At 71.6% G+C, this 14,598-nt stretch carries 17 protein-coding genes; 8 read left to right on the top strand and 9 right to left on the bottom strand.

Features of this window, described 5'->3' with window-relative positions; genetic code table 11:
* Positions 1-26: 26 nt before the first annotated feature.
* The gene (locus ACIPSE_RS07820) at positions 27-968 is read left to right on the top strand and encodes an amino acid ABC transporter permease (RefSeq protein WP_401658649.1); all 942 of its coding nucleotides are present in this window, start codon (positions 27-29) and stop codon (positions 966-968) included.
* On the top strand, positions 965-1,726 hold the full coding sequence (locus ACIPSE_RS07815; protein WP_401658646.1) for an amino acid ABC transporter ATP-binding protein: 762 nt from the start codon (positions 965-967) through the stop codon (positions 1,724-1,726). Before ACIPSE_RS07820 ends, ACIPSE_RS07815 begins: the two co-directional genes overlap by 4 nt.
* Positions 1,727-1,796: 70 nt before the next feature.
* Here the strand turns inward: ACIPSE_RS07815 and ACIPSE_RS07810 are convergent, their stop codons facing one another.
* Positions 1,797-2,555 carry a class I SAM-dependent methyltransferase gene (locus ACIPSE_RS07810; RefSeq protein ID WP_401658643.1) on the bottom strand — a complete coding sequence of 253 codons (759 nt, stop codon included), beginning with the start codon at positions 2,553-2,555 and terminating at the stop codon, positions 1,797-1,799.
* 102 nt (positions 2,556-2,657) lie between these two features.
* Between ACIPSE_RS07810 and ACIPSE_RS07805 the strand changes: the two genes are divergently transcribed.
* On the top strand, positions 2,658-3,287 hold the full coding sequence (locus tag ACIPSE_RS07805) for a CGNR zinc finger domain-containing protein (RefSeq protein WP_401658640.1): 630 nt from the start codon (positions 2,658-2,660) through the stop codon (positions 3,285-3,287).
* On the opposite strand, the gene sodX is transcribed toward ACIPSE_RS07805, so the two are convergent.
* A complete protein-coding gene (gene sodX / locus ACIPSE_RS07800) occupies positions 3,191-3,628 on the bottom strand; it encodes a nickel-type superoxide dismutase maturation protease (protein WP_401659751.1) in 438 nt (145 codons plus the stop codon). The two genes, ACIPSE_RS07805 and sodX, sit on opposite strands and share 97 nt — an antisense overlap.
* 145 nt (positions 3,629-3,773) lie before the next feature.
* Between sodX and sodN the strand changes: the two genes are divergently transcribed.
* The 5 genes from sodN to ACIPSE_RS07775 all read left to right on the top strand — a co-directional run bounded on the left by sodN (position 3,774) and on the right by ACIPSE_RS07775 (position 8,388).
* Positions 3,774-4,169, top strand: a complete 396-nt coding sequence (gene sodN / locus ACIPSE_RS07795; RefSeq protein ID WP_401658638.1) for a superoxide dismutase, Ni — start codon at positions 3,774-3,776, stop codon at positions 4,167-4,169.
* Positions 4,170-4,423: 254 nt separating this feature from the next.
* On the top strand, positions 4,424-6,661 hold the full coding sequence (locus ACIPSE_RS07790) for a peptidoglycan recognition protein (RefSeq protein WP_401658635.1): 2,238 nt from the start codon (positions 4,424-4,426) through the stop codon (positions 6,659-6,661).
* A gap of 103 nt (positions 6,662-6,764) precedes the next feature.
* On the top strand, positions 6,765-7,157 hold the full coding sequence (locus tag ACIPSE_RS07785; protein WP_401658632.1) for a helix-turn-helix transcriptional regulator: 393 nt from the start codon (positions 6,765-6,767) through the stop codon (positions 7,155-7,157).
* A gap of 47 nt (positions 7,158-7,204) precedes the next feature.
* Positions 7,205-7,615: a VOC family protein gene (locus tag ACIPSE_RS07780; RefSeq protein WP_401658630.1), complete on the top strand. Its 411-nt coding sequence runs from the start codon at positions 7,205-7,207 to the stop codon at positions 7,613-7,615.
* 44 nt (positions 7,616-7,659) lie between these two features.
* A complete protein-coding gene (locus tag ACIPSE_RS07775; protein ID WP_401658628.1) occupies positions 7,660-8,388 on the top strand; it encodes a VOC family protein in 729 nt (242 codons plus the stop codon).
* Here ACIPSE_RS07775 and ACIPSE_RS07770 read toward each other — a convergent pair.
* The 7 genes from ACIPSE_RS07770 to ACIPSE_RS07740 all read right to left on the bottom strand — a co-directional run bounded on the left by ACIPSE_RS07770 (position 8,385) and on the right by ACIPSE_RS07740 (position 14,382).
* A complete protein-coding gene (locus ACIPSE_RS07770; protein ID WP_401658625.1) occupies positions 8,385-8,714 on the bottom strand; it encodes a DUF952 domain-containing protein in 330 nt (109 codons plus the stop codon). The two genes, ACIPSE_RS07775 and ACIPSE_RS07770, sit on opposite strands and share 4 nt — an antisense overlap.
* 9 nt (positions 8,715-8,723) lie before the next feature.
* Positions 8,724-9,941, bottom strand: a complete 1,218-nt coding sequence (locus ACIPSE_RS07765; protein ID WP_401658622.1) for an RNA polymerase sigma factor — start codon at positions 9,939-9,941, stop codon at positions 8,724-8,726.
* Complete coding sequence (locus tag ACIPSE_RS07760) at positions 9,938-10,360, bottom strand: YciI family protein (protein ID WP_401658619.1); 423 nt, start codon at positions 10,358-10,360, stop codon at positions 9,938-9,940. Before ACIPSE_RS07760 ends, ACIPSE_RS07765 begins: the two co-directional genes overlap by 4 nt.
* A gap of 96 nt (positions 10,361-10,456) precedes the next feature.
* Positions 10,457-10,678: a hypothetical protein gene (locus ACIPSE_RS07755; RefSeq protein ID WP_401658616.1), complete on the bottom strand. Its 222-nt coding sequence runs from the start codon at positions 10,676-10,678 to the stop codon at positions 10,457-10,459.
* Between the two features lie 112 nt (positions 10,679-10,790).
* On the bottom strand, positions 10,791-11,384 hold the full coding sequence (locus tag ACIPSE_RS07750; RefSeq protein ID WP_401658613.1) for a GNAT family N-acetyltransferase: 594 nt from the start codon (positions 11,382-11,384) through the stop codon (positions 10,791-10,793).
* A gap of 353 nt (positions 11,385-11,737) precedes the next feature.
* Positions 11,738-12,976: a family 2 encapsulin nanocompartment cargo protein polyprenyl transferase gene (locus ACIPSE_RS07745; protein WP_401658610.1), complete on the bottom strand. Its 1,239-nt coding sequence runs from the start codon at positions 12,974-12,976 to the stop codon at positions 11,738-11,740.
* Positions 12,976-14,382 (bottom strand): family 2B encapsulin nanocompartment shell protein, encoded by a 1,407-nt coding sequence (locus ACIPSE_RS07740; RefSeq protein ID WP_401658608.1) that lies wholly within the window; start codon positions 14,380-14,382, stop codon positions 12,976-12,978. The genes ACIPSE_RS07745 and ACIPSE_RS07740 overlap by 1 nt, the downstream gene beginning before the upstream one ends.
* Positions 14,383-14,598: the final 216 nt, after the last annotated feature.

Raw genomic sequence — 14,598 nt, 5'->3', positions numbered from 1 at the left:
GTCGACCGGCCTGAAAGGCAACACCCGTGACTGACATCAAGAAGACGGACGGGCCGGCGGACACCCCGCCGGCCGGCCCGGAGGCCATCAAGGCCATCCCGGTCCGTCACTACGGGCGGTACGTCTCCGCCGTGGTGGCCCTCGCCGTGCTGGGCGGCATCGTCTACGCGTTCTCCCAGGGCAGGATCAACTGGGGCGCGATCCCCGACTACTTCTTCAACGACCGCATCCTCAGCGGCGTGGGCAAGACCCTGCTGCTGACCGTGCTGTGCATGGCGATCGGCATCGTCGGCGGCATCCTGCTCGCGGTGATGCGGCTGTCGCGGAACCCGGTGACCTCGTCGATCGCCTGGTTCTACATCTGGTTCTTCCGCGGCACCCCGGTCCTGGTCCAGCTGATCGTCTGGTTCAACCTGGGCCTGGTCTTCGAGTACATCAACCTCGGGCCGATCTACAAGGACGAGTGGTCGCAGTTCATGACCCCGTTCCTGACGGCGCTGCTCGGCCTCGGGCTCAACGAGGCCGCGTACATGGCCGAGATCTGCCGCGCCGGTCTGCTGGCCGTCGACGAGGGGCAGACCGAGGCGTCCCACGCGCTGGGCATGAGCCACGCCAAGACGCTCCGCCGGATCGTGATCCCGCAGGCGATGCGCGTGATCGTGCCGCCGACGGGCAACGAGGTCATCAACATGCTGAAGACGACCTCGCTGGTCTCGGTCGTCCAGTACTCGGAGCTGCTGCGCGTCGCCCAGGACATCGGGCAGACGTCCGGCGCCCCGGCCGAGATGCTCTTCCTCGCCGCGGCCTGGTACCTGGTCCTGACGTCGGTCTTCAGCGTCGGCCAGTACTACCTGGAGCGTTACTACGCGCGCGGTTCCAGCCGCAGCCTGCCGGCGACGCCGCTGCAGAAGATCAGGGCGAACCTGCTGTCCCTGTCGAACCGCAAGCCGGCGGGAGGTGCCGCATGACCGCCATGGTGAAGGCGGAGGGCGTCCACAAGTCCTTCGGCCCGGTCGAGGTGCTCAAGGGCATCGACCTGGAGGTCCAGTCCGGTGAGGTGTTCTGCCTGATCGGCCCCTCCGGCTCCGGCAAGTCGACCTTCCTCAGGTGCATCAACCACCTGGAGAAGATCAACGCCGGACGGCTGTACGTCGACGGCGAGCTGGTCGGCTACCGCCAGAAGGGCGACAAGCTGTACGAGCTCAAGGACAGCGAGGTCGCGCTGAAGCGCCGGGACATCGGCATGGTGTTCCAGCGGTTCAACCTGTTCCCGCACATGACGGCCCTCGAGAACGTCATGGAGGCCCCGGTCCAGGTCAAGGGCCAGAACAAGGCCCAGGCCCGGGAGCGGGCGCAGGCCCTGCTGGAGCGGGTGGGGCTGGCCGACAAGGCCGGCAACTACCCCTCGCAGCTCTCCGGCGGCCAGCAGCAGCGGGTCGCCATCGCCCGGGCCCTGGCCATGGACCCGAAGCTGATGCTGTTCGACGAGCCGACCTCGGCGCTCGACCCGGAGCTGGTCGGTGACGTCCTCGACGTCATGCGCGACCTCGCCGAGTCCGGTATGACGATGGTCGTCGTCACCCATGAGATGGGCTTCGCCCGCGAGGTCGGCGACAGCCTGGTCTTCATGGACGGCGGTGTGGTCGTCGAGTCCGGCAACCCGCGGGACGTCCTGACGAACCCACAGCACGAGCGCACCCAGGCCTTCCTGTCGAAGGTGCTGTAGCGCGACGCGCACACGCGGAGGGGCGGTACGGGATTCCCGTACCGCCCCTCCGCGTTCCGGGTGTCCGCGGCTACTTCACGGCCAGCAGCAGCGTGTCCGACGGCGAGGCCCACACCGGCCGGGCCTCCGAGAACCCCTTCTCGCGCAGCACGCGCGCGTGCCAGGCGGCGGAGGGCACGTCGCCGTCGGCGTGCTCGCCGTAGATCTCGAAGCGGCGGGCGGTGGGGGCGGCGAGGACGGGGTCCTGGGCGGCGACCTGCCACCACTCGGCCCAGTCGAGGGCGCCCTCGCGCTTGGCCTGGTCCATCCGGGCGTGGCGCTGGGCGCGCTCGGCCGCGTTGATCCGGGGCGTGGTCTCGTCGATCATGTGGTCCGCGTTCATGAGGACACCGCCGTCGCGGACGAGTTCCGCGACTTGACCGTAGAGGGCCGCCAGGGGTTCGCTGTGCAACCAGTGCAGGGCCGTGGCGGTCAGGACGGCGTCGTAGGAGTCGTACGGCAGCGCCGTGGCCCAGTCGGGGTCCTTGAGGTCGGCGGTGACGAAGGTGACGCGGTCGTCGGCGGCGAAGGTGCCCTCGGCGATGGTGAGGAGGGCCGGGTCGAGGTCGACACCGGTGCTGGTCGCCTCGGGGAGGCGGGCGAGGAGCCGGGCGGTGATGGTTCCCGTGCCGCACGCGAGGTCGAGCACGCGCGGGCGGGGGCCGACGACGGCCTCGACCATGTCGAGCATGATCCGGAAGCGGTCCTCCCGGTCGGGCATGTACCACTCCTGCTGGCGGTCCCAGCTCTCCTGCCAGGCCTGCCAGTCGGTCTCGGTACGGGTCGTCATGGGAGCCCCCATCTCAGAAGCTTGCGTAATACCCTGGAAGCACGATCAGCTCTTACCGACCGTCCGCACGACGACCATAGAACGCCTCTGTAAGGACTACAAGTGGAACTGGCCTATTACTCGGATTACGCCGTGCGTCTCGTCAACACCGAGGACCCGGCCCGGGGCAAGGACTCGCTGACCTCGGTCGAGGCCGTCCGCGATCTGTTCGGCGCCAGCCAGGACGCGGCCCGCCGCACCACCGAGGCCGACGTCAGCCGTTTCCGCTCGGTCCGCGCCCGGCTCCGCGCGGTCTTCGAGGCCGCCGACGGGGGCGACGAGACCCTGGCGGTCAACCTGCTGAACTCGCTCCTGCTGGAGTTCCCGGTCAGCCCTCAGATCTCCGGGCACGACTTCCGGGACGACGACGGACGCCCGCTGTGGCACATGCACCTCGCGGACCACCCCTCGAACGCGACCGCGGGCTACGCGGCGATCGCGGCGATGGGGCTGGCGTTCCATCTGACGGAGTACGGCGTGGACCGGCTCGGTCTGTGCGAGGCGGCGCCGTGCCGCAACGCCTATCTGGACACCTCCACCAACCGCTCGCGGCGCTACTGCTCCGACCGCTGCGCCACCCGCGCGAACGTGGCCGCCTACCGGGCCCGCAAACGCCTGGAGGCCGACCGGTCGGAGAAGACGGGCCTGGCCGCCGACACCAGCCAGCGCGCCAGCGCCAGCGGCGAGCGCTGACCGGGCTGCGGCGGCCGGTACCGGAACCGCACCTTGCCGAGGATCAGCTCGTCCGGCACGACCCCGAAGTCGTTGCTGTCGGTGGTCACACCGAAGGCGTTGTCGGCCAGCACCCACCAGCCGCCCTGACGGCGTTCGGCGGCCCGCTTGACCACGAGCAGGTTCTGCTGGAGCGGGTGGCGCAGCACGATGATGTCGCCGGCCCTGACCCGGCCCGTGTAGCGCACCAGGAGCTGGTCCCCGTGGTAGAGCGTGGGCACCATGGAGGGCCCGGTCACCTCGACCCATCCGAGCGGCGGGGCCGCCCCTCCACGCTCGGTCTCCTGCGACAGTTCCGGCATCCCCGGCACCTCCCCGGTCCGTTCCTCCACCAGTCTCAGTCTGACCCCGGACTTTTGTCCTAAGCCCATGGGGGCACCCGCGAAAACCCGTCTCGCAGGGAGTAATGTCCCACCTGAGAAGACGATCACGAGGAAGGAATGCTCCATGCTTTCCCGCCTGTTTGCCCCCAAGGTCAAGGTCAGCGCCCACTGCGACCTGCCCTGCGGCGTGTACGACCCGGCCCAGGCCCGCATCGAGGCGGAGTCGGTGAAGGCCGTGCAGGAGAAGATGGCCGCCAACGACGACCCGCACTTCCAGGCGCGCGCCACCGTCATCAAGGAGCAGCGCGCCGAGCTGGCCAAGCACCACGTCTCGGTGCTCTGGAGCGACTACTTCAAGCCCCCGCACTTCGAGAAGTACCCGGAGCTGCACGTCCTGGTCAACGACACCCTGAAGGCCCTGTCGGCCGCCAAGGCGTCCACGGACCCGGCCACCGGCCAGAAGGCGCTCGACCACATCGCCCAGATCGACAAGATCTTCTGGGAGACCAAGAAGGCCTGACTCGGCGAGTCGAGGTTCACGCAAAGGGTCCGACCGGTGCTGCCGGTCGGACCCTTTTCGCGTCTTCACGGGGCACTCGTGACGCAGATCACTTGAATCATGAAAGACACGACGACCCGCTTGTGCGGATTGACGGCCTTTCAGGTAGTTACCTTGCGCATACCTTTCCCTGGGCGTCACATCTGTGGGGCCTGTGAGGTCCGTTGTGAATGCCCGTGCGGAGCGTGCGGGAAGAGAAGGGTGTGCGCGTCGAGATGAGACGTCGTTGGTGGGGGACGGCCGCGGTCGCGGTCGCGGCGGTGACCGGGACGCTGGTCGTCCAGGGTGTGGGCACAAGCCCGGCGGAGAACGGCGCCTCGGCGAGCGACGGCAAGTCCGGGCCGGTCGAGAGCAGTACGCGGACGGCGAAGCTGACCGTCGCGTCGGACGGCACGTCGGCCGCGCTCGGCAAGCGCGACACCACGGACTTCAGCATGCTGGGCCTCACCTGGTCCGACCCCTCCGCGAAGATGGGCGCCACGATCGAGGCGCGGACCCGGGACGCCGCGAGCGGCGCCTGGTCGAAGTGGCTGACCCTGGAGGCCGGCAACGAACCCGGTGACCGCGGCGCCACACGCGGCGGCACCGAGCCCGCGTGGGTCGGCCCGTCCGACGGCGTCGAGGTCAAGGTCGACGGCAAGTCCTCCGCCCGGCTCCCCGCGGGGCTGCGCCTCGACATGATCGACCCGGGCGCGGGAACGGTGAACAACCTGGAGCCGGCCGCGTTCGCCGTGGAGGACGGCGAGTCGCCCTCGGCGTCCGCCCCCGCCGCCGAGGAGAGCACCGCCGAGCCGTCGGTCAGCGCGAGCGAGAGCGCCTCGCCCTCCCCCTCCGACACGGCCACCACGACGCCCTCGCCGTCGACGAGCAGCGCCTCGGACACGCCGTCCGCGCCCGCCTCCCCCTCGACGACCCCCGGCCCGACCTCGTCCGTCCCGCAGCCCCCGATCGTGAACCGGGCCGGCTGGGGCGCCGACGAATCGATCAGCCCCGAGGCTCCGGAGTACCTGCCGAGCCGCACGATCAAGGCGGTGACGGTCCACCACACCGTCAACTCCAACGACTACACGTGCGCCGACGCCCCGGCCCTCATCCGCGGCGTGTACACGTACCACGTGAAGTCGCAGGGCTGGAAGGACATCGGCTACAACTTCCTCGTCGACAAGTGCGGCACGATCTACGAGGGCCGCAAGGGCGGCATCGACCAGCCGGTGCTGGGCGCGCACACGTACGGCTTCAACACCCAGACCACGGGCGTCGCCGTGCTCGGTGACTACGGCACCACGGCCCCGTCCTCCGAGGCCACGGCCGCGGTCGCCCGGCTCGCCGCGTGGAAGCTCGGCCAGTACGGCGTCGACCCGAACGGCACGACCACGCTCACCGCGGGCGCGGCGGGCGGCAACTACGCCGGCAAGACCTGGGCCCTGGGCGCCCAGATGACCTTCCCGACGATCATCGGCCACCGCGACGGCTACAACACCGAGTGCCCCGGCACCTCCCTCTACGACCAGCTGCCCACCATCCGCGGCTGGGCCGCGGGCCCCGTCACCGGCCTCACCCTGAAGTCGGTGACCGGCACGAACACCGTCGGCTCGACCCGGTACACCAAGGCGTCGGTCACCCTCGGCTGGTCGATCACCAGCCCGGCGGCGTTCGTCTCGAAGTACGAGGTGCTGGTCGACGGCAGGGTGGCCGCCACCGCCACCGGCACCGCCGCCTCCGCGAAGGCCACGCTGGCCGTGGGCACGCACAAGGTCGCCGTCCGGGCCGTGCACCAGTCCGGGAAGACGGTCACCTCGGCGACGGCCACGGTGATCGCGGAGACCACCGCGCCCACCTTCTCCACCAAGCCGAGCCTCGCGCTGCGCACCGGCACGGTGAACACCACGGCCGTCCCGCTCACGCTGAAGTGGAAGGCGACGGACGCGACCGCGCTCAAGGAGGTCAGGCTGACCGCGCCGGTCGCCAGGACCTACGGCCCCACCACCACCAGCGCGAGCCACACGGCCGCCTCGGGCACCGCCACGACCTGGAAGATGACGGCGTACGACCAGGCAGGCAACACCGCCTCGACGTCGGTGGCCGGCACCCCGGTGATCCTCCAGGAGACCTCGGCCACCAGGTCCGGGACCTGGACGAGCAAGTCGTCCACCAGCTACCTGGGCGGCAAGTCCTACACCAGCAAGACGAAGAACGCCTCGCTGAGCTGGACGTTCACCGGGCGCTCCGCGTCCTGGGTGGTCTCGCGGGCCTCGACCTCGGGGCAGGCGTACGTCTATGTCGACGGCGCGAAGGTCGCCACGGTCGACCTGAAGTCGTCCACGACGCAGTACCGCAACGCGATCTGGACGAAGTCCTGGTCGAGCAGTGCCAAGCACACGGTGAAGATCGTGGTCGTCGCGACCAGTGGCCGCCCCACCATCACGACCGACGGTCTCGTCTACCTGAAGTGACCGGCTGAAGTGACCGGCCGGGAGTGACCGGCCGGGGGTGAGCGTGCGACGGGGGACCCCGCGAGGGTCCCCCGTCGTCGTACGGCCGTGCGATCCTGGGGGCGTGAACCGTGAGGATCTGGTGCGTCTGCGCAAGGCCCGCGACCGGATGGACCGTGAGTACACCGAGCCCCTCGACGTCGCCGCCCTCGCCCGCACCGCCCTGATGTCCCCGGGCCACTTCCAGCGCAGCTTCCGCGAGGCGTACGGCGAGACCCCCTACGGCTATCTCATGACCCGGCGCGTCGAACGCGCGAAGGCCCTGCTGCGCCGCGGCGACCTCAGCGTCACCGAGGTCTGCATGGCGGTGGGCTGCACGTCCCTCGGCTCCTTCAGCTCGCGCTTCACCGAGCTGGTCGGTGAGACGCCCAGCTCCTACCGGGCCCGCTCGCACGAGGAGACCGCCGGCATCCCGCCCTGCGTGGTGCGGACGTACACCCGGCCGAGACGGGCGTGAGGCGCCGGAGCCGGGCGCACGGGCCGCCGCGACCTTAGGTTGGGCCCATGGACCTGAGACTCCACACCTGTTTCATCGCCGTCGACGACCACGACAAGGCGATCGCCTTCTACTGCGACGTCCTGGGCCTGGAGGTCCGCAACGACGTCAAGTACGAGGGGATGCGCTGGACGACCGTCGGCTCGCCGCTCCAGCCGGACGTGTCGATCGTCCTGGAGCCGCCCGCCGCCAACCCCGACCTCTCCCCCGCCGACCGCGAGGCGATGGAGCGGCTCCTCGCCAAGGGCGTGCTGCGCGGCGTCAACTTCACCACCGACGACTGCGACGCCCTCTTCGCCCGCGTCCTGGCGTCCGGAGCGGACGTCCTCCAGGAGCCGACGGACATGCCCTACGGGGTGCGCGACTGCGCGTTCCGGGACCCGGCGGGGAACATGCTCCGGTTCATGCAGGCGCCCTGACGGCCGCCCCCTGGGCCCATGGCCGCTGATCTACGATCCCGGGCATGAGCATCCGCTGGACGTACGCCTTCGTCGACCGCCCCGCCGAACTCCTCGACCGGGCCCACGCGTTCTGGACCGCGGTCACGGACACGCGGCTGTCGGCGCCCCGAGGCGAGTTCGTGACGCTGGTCCCCGCGGGGGCCGACGCGTGCGTGAAGGTGCAGGGCGTCGAGGAGGGCGCGGGGGGCGCGCATCTCGACCTCTGCGTGGACGACGTACCGGAGTTCGTGCGGTCGGCGCTGCGGCTCGGCGCGTCGACGGCCGCCGCGCACGAGGGATGGACCGTGCTGCGCTCCCCCGCCGGGCAGTCGTTCTGCGTGGTGCCCTGGCAGGGTGAGGCGGACCGGCCGCCGGTGGTCGACGGGAGCCGTCTGGACCAGGTGTGCCTGGACCTGCCCCCGTCGCTCTTCACGGCCGAAGTGGCGTTCTGGAGCGCTCTGTTGACCAACTGGGACTCCCTGCCAGGTTCCCTTCCCGAGTTCCACGTCCTGCGGCCCCCGGCCGGTCTCCCGGTGCGCGTGCTCCTCCAGCGCCTCGGCGAGGAACGCCCCGCCTCGGCCCATCTCGACCTGGCCTGCGCCGACATCGCGGCGACCCGCGCCCGGCACGAGCGGCTGGGCGCCGGGTTCCTGAGCGCCGGCCCGCACTGGACGGTGCTGCGGGACCCGGCGGGCGGCGTGTACTGCCTGACCGGCCGGGACCCGGAGACAGGCGGCCTGTCCCGGCCCTAGGGCGTGTCCGCGCCCCAGGGTTCGACGTCCACGACGGCGGTCACCGGGAGCGGCCCGTACACGTGCGGGAACTCCTCCCCACCGGGCCGGGCCGCCTCGTACCTCAGGGGTACGTCGAGCAGGGCCGGGTCGATGACGAGGACCACGAGGTCGGTGAGACCGGCGAAGAACGCCGAGGCCGTGCCCGGGAGTTGGGCGCGGGTCGAGCAGTGGATGAAGCCCTCCTCCTGGAGGGTGCGGCCCCGGGTGGAGATCTCGTAGCGGCCCTTCGCGCGGGCCGCGTCCCAGTGGGCGCGCTCGGTGAGATGCAGGATGTGGTCGGTCATGCGTCCACGCTACGGGCCCAGCCGCCCGGCCCGCCCGCGCAGATACCGCTGCTCGGGCAGGCTCAGGGTCCGCGAGGCCGCCGACTCGTAGGCGGCACGGGCCTCGTCGTACGCCCCGGCCCGCTCCAGCAGATGTGCCCGGACGGCGTCCCGGCGGTGGCCCAACTCGCCTTCCAGCACGTCCAGTTCGGCGAGGCCCGCCTCCGGTCCGTGGACCATGGCGAGGGCGACCGTGCGGTTGAGGCGTTCGACGGGGCCGGGGACGAGGCGGACCAGGAAGTCGTAGAGGCCGAGGATCTCCCGCCAGTCGGTGGCCTCGGCGGAGGGTGCCTCGTCGTGGACGGCGGCGATGGCGGCGCGGAGCTGGAAGGGGCCGGCCGGGCCGTGCCGCAGCGCCTGGGTGATCAGGGCGACGCCCTCCTCGATCGCGGCCTTGTCCCAGCGGTCGCGGTCCTGTGCGTCGAGGGGCACGAGGTCGCCGTGCGGGCCGCTGGTGCGGGCCTCGCGGCGCGCGTCGGTGAGGAGCATCAGGGCGAGCAGTCCGGTGACCTCGCCGGTGCCGGGGAGGAGGCGGTGGACGGTGCGGGTGAGGCGGATGGCCTCGGTGGCCGGCTCACGGCGCTGCAGGGCGGGGCCCGAGGTGGCCGTGTAGCCCTCGTTGAAGATCAGGTAGAGGGTCTGGAGGACGGCCGGCAGCCGTTCGCCCCAGTCGTCCGGGCGGCCGAAGCGCACCCCGCGCACCTTCGCCTTGGCTCGGCTGATGCGCTGCGCCATCGTCGCCTCGGGGACCAGATGGGCGCGGGCGATCTCGGCCGTGGTCAGACCGCCGACCGCGCGCAGGGTCAGGGCGATCTGCGCGGACGGGGTCAGGTCGGGGTGGCAGCACAGGAGGAGCAGGGTGAGGGTGTCGTCGTCGCGGGGCGCCCGGTCGGCTCCGGAGGCGAGTGGCAGGTCCAGCGCCGTGGCCCGCTCCTCCCGGGCCCGCCGGGCCTCGTCCGCCCGCAGCGCGTCCACGAGCCGCCGGGAGGCGACCCGGATCAGCCAGCCGCGCGGGTTGTCCGGGACCCCGGCCGACGGCCACTGCCCGGCCGCGGCGAGCAGCGCCTCCTGGACGGCGTCCTCGGCGGTGTCGAAGTGTCCGTAGCGGCGCACCAGCGCGCCGAGGACCTGCGGCGCGTGCAGGCGCAGCAGGTCCTCGATGACGGTCGCCGGGGTCGTACGGGTCATGCGCAGGTGTCGGCCGCGCCGTCCGGGATGGGCCGGATGACCACCGGGTGCAGGGGCGCGCCCGCGGGCTGCGGGCAGCGCTGGACGCGCTCGGCGATCTCGGTGACCCGCTCCAGGCTCGCGCAGTCCAGCACCCAGTACCCGGCGAGCAGCTCCTTGGTCTCGCTGTACGGCCCGTCGGTGATCACCGCCTTGCCGTCGTCACCCAGGGTGACATGGCGGGTCGTGGCGGGTTCGGCGAGGCCCTGGGCGTCGATCAGCTCGCCGGACTCGGCCAGATCGTTGTTGAGGGCGCCCATGAAGGTGAACATCGCCTGGACGTCCTGCTCGGTCCAGGCCACCGGGGAGCTCTCGGAGGGCTTGCCCTGCATGGCCTCGTAGTCGGCCTGGCTGCCCTGCACCATCACCAGGTACTTCATGGATCCGCTCCTTCGGCTCCGGCCGCCCCTCACGGGCGGCTCTCACGGGGAACGTCGGAGCCGGATCCGGGTTCTCGACGGATTCCCGACACGGGTTCAGGATTTTCTCGGCTGCTCGCTCACGGACGTGCCCGCGGGCGCTCCCGCGCCGTGGCCGGCGCCGGGTCCGGCGCCCTCCTCGGTGTACGTCGCGCACTCGGGGTTCGTGCAGGGTCCCGCGACCCAGCGCGGCACCCATGCGCCCAGCGTCTTGTGGCGCCGGACGACCGTTTCGACGGGCTGTCCGCAGACGGGACAGGCGTGTGCTTCGCTGTCCATGCCTTCAGGGTAGGGCGGCGGCGGTCTCAGCGCTTCCTGCTGTACGTGCGCACGGGGACGCCGTTGCCGAAGGCGCAACACTCCCTAGGGGGTGTGCGGGGACTCTCGCGGGTCAGTCGCGCGGGTCGCGCCACATCGGCCACATCCGGGGGCCGTCCGGGAGGTCGAGGGGGCGGTCCAGGAGACGGAAGCCGAGGCGTTCGTACAGGCTCCGGCTGCGGGCGCTGCTGGCCTCCAGATACGCGGGCCGGCCCTCGCGGTCGCAGCGTTCGAGGACGGAGCCGATGAGCGCGCCGCCCACCCCCTCGCCCTGGCGGTCGGGGCGCACGCCGATCATCCACAGGTAGGCGTGGGGCCGGCCCACGGGGTGGACGTCCCCGGTGAGCAGGCCGATCTGCTCGATACGCGCGTTGGCCGGGTCGACCGCCGCACGGACCTGCGCGAACCCCTCGCCGCCGTCGTCGTGCGGCTCGGCCGGGACGGACATCCACAGCGCACAGGCGGTGTCGTCCTCGGTGACGTCGATCCAGCCCTCTTCGAGCACGATGTCGGCGAACGCGCCCATGAGCAGGTGGTGCGTCTCGCGGCGGTACTCCGTGCCGGGAAAGACCCAGGAGCTGACGGGGTCGTCCTGGAACGCCGCGTCCAGCAGCCGCACGACCAGCTCGCGGTCGCCCTCGCCCGCCGCCCGGATCGCCACGCCCATGGTCCCCGCCCTTCCCTACCAACTGACCTCGACCGTACGACCGTTGACCTTATACGGGACGGCAGCGAGGAGTGGGGCGCAGGGTGCGGGACCAAGGGCGAGTGAGCCGAAGGGGCGCGCCGGTGCCGGGACACCGAACGCGCGGAGGCCCGAAGGGTCGAGCACGATCGGTGTCCCGGCACCGGCAACAGGCGCCCCGGAGGCGAACCGAGCCTCAAAAAAGGGGGGGCGGGGCCCGCACACCGTGGGGATGTGCGGGACCCGCCCCCGGCCCGGCGCCTTCGGGGGCCGTACGGGGTCAGGAGCCGTACGGACCCGGGGGCTCCGGGGTCCATGAGGACAGCGGGGTGCTGTCAGTCGCTGCGCCGGGTCACGTACTCCGCCAGGGCGAGCAGTCCCTCCGCGGTCTCCGGTTCGGGGATCACCCGGGACAGTTCCCCGAGGGCGTGGGCCATGCGGTCGGCGGCCTGGAGCTGCGCCCAGTCGCGTCCGCCGGCCTCTTCGACGGCGCGGGCCGTGCGGGCGAGGATCTCCCGGGCCGCCTCGTCCCGGTCGTCGAAGGGGGCCGTGTACAGCTCGGCCAGGTCGGCCGCCGCCGGGGTGCCGGAGGCCAGCGCGGCGACCACGGGCAGGGACTTCTTGCGGGCGGCGAGGTCGGCGCCGGCGGGCTTGCCGGTGCGGTCGGGGTCGCCCCATATGCCGATGACGTCGTCGATGAGCTGGAAGGCGAGCCCGGCCTCGCGGCCGAACGCGTCCAGTGCCTCGACGTCCTCGCGGGACGCGCCCGCGTAGAGCGCGCCGATCGCGCAGGCGCAGCCGAGGAGCGCGCCGGTCTTGGCCTCGGCCATGGCGAGCGCCTCGTCGAGGGTGACCTCGCCGGGGTGCCGTCGTTCCATGGCCACGTCGGCGTGCTGTCCGGCGCACAGGTCGACGACGCAGGCCGCGAGCCGGGCGCCGGCCGCCGCGGACGCCGGGTGCGGGTCCTCGGCGAGCAGTTTGAGGGCGAGTGCCTGGAGGGTGTCGCCGGCGAGGATGGCGTCGGTCTCGCCGAACACCGTCCAGGCGGTGGGCCGGTGGCGGCGGGTGGTGTCGTGGTCCATCACGTCGTCGTGCAACAGGCTGAAGTTGTGGACCAGTTCCACCGCGGCGGCGGCCCGTACGGCGGCGGCGCGCGCCTCGGGTCCGCCGAGCGCGGCGGCGGCGGTGAGGACGAGGGCGGGCCGGATCGCCTTGCCGGAGCCGCCCGCAGCCGGGGTGCCGTCGGCGTGCTCCCAGCCGAAGTGGTAGAGGGCGATCCGGCGCATGGACCCGGGCAGCGAGTCGATCGCGGCGCGCAGCGCGGGGCCGACGGCCTCGCGGGTGTGCTCCAGGATCGCGGTCGCCTGGTGCGCTTCGGGGCGGTCCGTCGCGGCGCGGTGCCGTTCCACCTCCGTCGTGAGCTCTGCCATGGGTTCCCCCTCGGTCAGTCCGCGGACGGTGGCGCTTCCGCTGTGAATGGGCGCGTCCGACCGGGATGTACCCATCCGTGCGGGCCGGGACACGGCCCCGAGATGCAGAAACGTCACCCCCGCGGACATGGCCGAAGAGGTCACTACCAGCGGCCGATCTCGACGTTCTCCAGGACACCGAGGGCGTCCGGGACGAGCACCGCGGCCGAGTAGTAGGCGGTCACGAGGTACTTGATGACGGCCTGTTCGTTGATGCCCATGAACCGCACGGACAGGCCCGGCTCGATCTCGTCGGGGATGCCGCTCTGCTGGAGCCCGATGACGCCCTGGTCGCTCTCGCCGGTACGCATGGCGATGATCGAGGTCGTCCGGGTCTCGGTGACCGGGATCTTGTTGCACGGGAAGATCGGCACCCCGCGCCAGGTGGGGATGCGGTGACCGCCCATGTCGATGGTCTCGGGCACGAGTCCGCGCTTGTTGAGTTCCCGTCCGATGGCCGCGATGGCGCGCGGGTGGGCGAGCAGCAGCTTGGTGCCGCGCCGGCGGCTGAGCAGTTCGTCCAGGTCGTCGGGGCTGGGCACGCCGTCGTGCGGCTGGAGGCGCTGGTCGTACTCGCAGTTGTGCAGCAGTCCGAACTCGCGGTTGTTGACCAGTTCGTGTTCCTGGCGCTCCTTCAGCGCCTCGACGGTGAGCCGGAGCTGGTGTTCGGTCTGGTTCATCGGCTGGTTGTAGAGGTCGGCGACGCGCGAGTGGATGCGCAGCACCGTCTGGGCGACGCTGAGTTCGTACTCGCGCGGGCTGGCCTCGTAGTCGACGAAGGTGTGCGGGATGTCGGGTTCGCCGCTGTGGCCGGCGGAGAGGTCGATGGCCTTCTCGCCGTAGGTGTTGGTGCGCTGCTCCGGGATCGCGCGCAGGCCCTCCAGGTGTCCGCGCAGCGACTCGGCGCGTTCGGCGACCTGCTCGAAGTCGGTGCGGGGCAGCACCAGGACCGTGCAGGCGGTGGCGGCGCGGGCGGTGAACTCCCACATGGCGTCGGCGTCGAGGAGCGACTGGTCGCCGAAGTAGGAGCCGTCGGCGAGCACGCCGAGCACGGCGTCGTCGCCGTAGGGGCCGGTGCCGATCTTCTCGACGCGGCCGTGCGCGAGGAGGTACACCTCGTCGGAGCGGCTGCCGAAGGAGGCGATGACGTCGCCCGCCGCGAACTCCCGCTGCTGGCACCGCCGGGCGAGTTCGGCGAGGACCTCGTCGTCCTCGTACGCCCTGAGCGCGGGGAGTTCGCCGAGTTCGGCGGGGATGACCTCGACGCGGTCGCCGGTCTTCACGAACGTGACCCTGCCGTCCCCCACGGCGTAGGTCAGACGGCGGTTGACGCGGTACGCGCCGCCTTGCACGTTCACCCAGGGGAGCGTGCGCAGCAGCCAGCGGGAGCTGATCTCCTGCATCTGCGGCGCGGACTTGGTGGTGGTGGCCAGGTTCCGCGCGGCGGCCGTGCCGAGGGACTGCTGCGGCCGGTCCTGTTGCTCCGTGCGGACCTCTTCGCCTACCGACATATGTGAATCGCCCTCCCGGTCATGCCCGGGCACCGTGCTGCGCCGAGCATCTGCACCGGCAAGCCTTCCTCACTCAGCGTGTTGGTGCTATTACCCGAAAGAGTTGGAATGGATCTCCGGGCGGCTGGGCATGCTGCGCGATCGGCTCTTTTCCCCCCGCCCCGCCGGCCCTTCCCCTCCGCGTCCGGTCACCCTGCGTCCCGGTACCCACGGCTT

This window comes from Streptomyces sp. NPDC090106, from assembly GCF_044747265.1.
GTDB lineage: Bacteria > Actinomycetota > Actinomycetes > Streptomycetales > Streptomycetaceae > Streptomyces.
Note: the sequence above shows the minus strand (reverse complement) of the source record. Positions and strands in the feature narration are given on the sequence as shown.

Excerpts from the sequence above, each read along its gene's own strand:
- ACIPSE_RS07815 (WP_401658646.1), top strand. The coding sequence starts at position 965 with ATGACCGCCATGGTGAAGGCGGAGGGCGTCCACAAGTCCTTCGGCCCG.
- ACIPSE_RS07810 (WP_401658643.1), bottom strand. The coding sequence starts at position 2,555 with ATGACGACCCGTACCGAGACCGACTGGCAGGCCTGGCAGGAGAGCTGG.
- sodX (WP_401659751.1), bottom strand. The coding sequence starts at position 3,628 with ATGCCGGAACTGTCGCAGGAGACCGAGCGTGGAGGGGCGGCCCCGCCG.
- sodN (WP_401658638.1), top strand. The coding sequence starts at position 3,774 with ATGCTTTCCCGCCTGTTTGCCCCCAAGGTCAAGGTCAGCGCCCACTGC.
- ACIPSE_RS07790 (WP_401658635.1), top strand. The coding sequence starts at position 4,424 with ATGAGACGTCGTTGGTGGGGGACGGCCGCGGTCGCGGTCGCGGCGGTG.
- ACIPSE_RS07780 (WP_401658630.1), top strand. The coding sequence starts at position 7,205 with ATGGACCTGAGACTCCACACCTGTTTCATCGCCGTCGACGACCACGAC.
- ACIPSE_RS07775 (WP_401658628.1), top strand. The coding sequence starts at position 7,660 with ATGAGCATCCGCTGGACGTACGCCTTCGTCGACCGCCCCGCCGAACTC.
- ACIPSE_RS07770 (WP_401658625.1), bottom strand. The coding sequence starts at position 8,714 with ATGACCGACCACATCCTGCATCTCACCGAGCGCGCCCACTGGGACGCG.
- ACIPSE_RS07765 (WP_401658622.1), bottom strand. The coding sequence starts at position 9,941 with ATGACCCGTACGACCCCGGCGACCGTCATCGAGGACCTGCTGCGCCTG.
- ACIPSE_RS07760 (WP_401658619.1), bottom strand. The coding sequence starts at position 10,360 with ATGAAGTACCTGGTGATGGTGCAGGGCAGCCAGGCCGACTACGAGGCC.
- ACIPSE_RS07755 (WP_401658616.1), bottom strand. The coding sequence starts at position 10,678 with ATGGACAGCGAAGCACACGCCTGTCCCGTCTGCGGACAGCCCGTCGAA.
- ACIPSE_RS07750 (WP_401658613.1), bottom strand. The coding sequence starts at position 11,384 with ATGGGCGTGGCGATCCGGGCGGCGGGCGAGGGCGACCGCGAGCTGGTC.
- ACIPSE_RS07740 (WP_401658608.1), bottom strand. The coding sequence starts at position 14,382 with ATGTCGGTAGGCGAAGAGGTCCGCACGGAGCAACAGGACCGGCCGCAG.